At 74.6% G+C, this 1,938-nt stretch carries 1 protein-coding gene; it reads right to left on the reverse strand.

Translation table 11 applies throughout. The annotated features are described in order from the left end of the window. Positions 1 to 1,331, reverse strand: a 1,331-nt coding sequence (locus MXD58_RS26570) for a chorismate-binding protein (RefSeq protein WP_250610520.1), incomplete at its 3' end; no start/stop codon positions are given. Positions 1,332 to 1,938: the final 607 nt, after the last annotated feature.

The following is a 1,938-nucleotide window of genomic DNA, read 5'->3' on the forward strand; positions in this document are numbered from 1 at the left end:
AGCCAGAACCGGGACAGCGCGGCGTTGCGGTCAGCGAGCGCGGCGGTGATCGGCGCCGCGCCGGCCAGCGCCGCGAACGACCCTGGGTCCAGCGCCCCGATCGCCGCGAGGTCCACCGACCTCACCGCGGATGTGGACGGGGGACCCGCGGGGCTCCGCACGGGCAGGGTGCGCAGGCCGAAGGCGGCGAGGATGCCGGCGGCCTTCGTGTGGGTCTCGGCGACCTCGCCGTGGGGCGTGGAGTGCCGCACCAGCGTCGCGCCGACCGGGACCCGCAGCACCCCGTCCGCGGTGAGTTCCGCGGTGCGGATCAGGATCGGCGCGTCGAGGGTCTGGCGGCCCGCGCCGTCCCGGCCGAGCAGGGCGCACACACCGGCGTAGTAGCGCCGGCCGCGCCGTTCATGGCGTGCGATCACTCGCAGCGCGCTGCGCAGCGGACTGCCGGTGACGGTCGGTGCGAACATCGTCTCGCGCAGGATGTCCCGGACGTCGGCGTCGCCCCGGCCGTCGAGGAGGTACTCGGTGTGCACGAGATGGGCCATCCGGTTCAGCCGTGGCCCGCTGATCGCGGTGCCACCGGCGGCGACGCGGGACATCATCTTCAGTTCCTCGTCGAGGACCATGTACAGCTCGTCGGTCTCCTTCGCGTCGGCGAGGAAACGCAGCAGCCCGGCCTGGTCGGGGCCGGCGGGCCCCAGCCGGTGGGTGCCGCTGATCGGGTTCATGCGCACCGTCCCGCCCTCGGCGCTGACGTGGCGTTCCGGGGTGGCGCCGACGAGGGTACGGGCACCGGTGTGGACGAGGAACGTCCAGTAGGCGCCCGGTTCGTCCCGCAGCAGGCGGCGCAGCGCGGCGAGCCCGGCGGCCACCGGCGGGCCGTCGAGGGTGGCCGTGTAGGTGCGGTGCAGGACGAAGTTCGCGCCCTCGCCGCGGCCGATCTCCTCGCGTAGCACCGTGCGGACGGTCTCGGCGTACTGGTCGTCGTCGATGTCGAAATGGCCGCCGGTGGCCCTCGGGCCGGTGGTGGGCAGCGCGGCGAGGGCCGCGGAGACCGGCACCCGGTCATGGTCGGTGACGCGCAGGCATTCCAGCGGGGCGCCGTCGTCAACGCAGGGCAGGCCATGCTCGGCGAGTTGGCGGAAGGGGACGACGGCGAGCGTGCGCGGCCCGGTGGACCCGGTCGGCAGCGGGATCTCCGCGATCCGGTCGACCACGGCGAGCTCGCCGCGCAGCACGTCGAGATGGTCGGCGCCGCCGCGGCGCAGCAGAGCGAACGGGCCGGGTTCGCCGCCGGCCGAGACGGCGGTGAGCAGGGGGCGGAGCAGGTCCATGGTCGGTGTCCTCGCGGGTCGGGACACACAACCGCCTGGCCCGGGGCCGCTGCTCGCACGCCGGGGAGGAGGTGACCACGGCGGCCGCCGGAGGGGCGGCCGCGTGTTCGTGAGTGGTGCTACGCGCGCATCAGCGGGGCCGCCGGACAGGCGGCCCGCCAGGAACTTCTGCGAGCGAGCATGCCGTCACTCTACTACGGGTCCCCTCCGGCGGGCCGTCGCGGACCGGCCGCCCTCGATCCCGTGGACTGGCTCGTCTCAGCCCATGGTGGCCTCGTGGCGACGCATAGATGAACGGTTGGTGGCGCACTCGACCCTCCTGCCCGCCCTCGGTAACGTGCCCAATCGGGCATTTACGATTCCTCCGGGTTTGGCCTGCAACGTCAGGTCGGCCGCGGGGCAGCGGCGAGGTGAGGCAGGGGTGGCCGGTGTGCCGGATGCACCGCCGTATGGTGCCAGTGGACTACCGACCGTGATGTCCGGCGCGACGGCCGAGCGAGCCGGCGCGGACCGCACGGTGATCGAGGGCCCCGGCGCGGTCACTGCCGGGCGCGGCGGCGGCGGCGTCGGCGGCGTCGGCGAACAGCACGACGCCGCACACCGCAGC

The organism is Frankia sp. AgKG'84/4 (genome assembly GCF_023242965.2).
Lineage (GTDB): Bacteria > Actinomycetota > Actinomycetes > Frankiales > Frankiaceae > Frankia.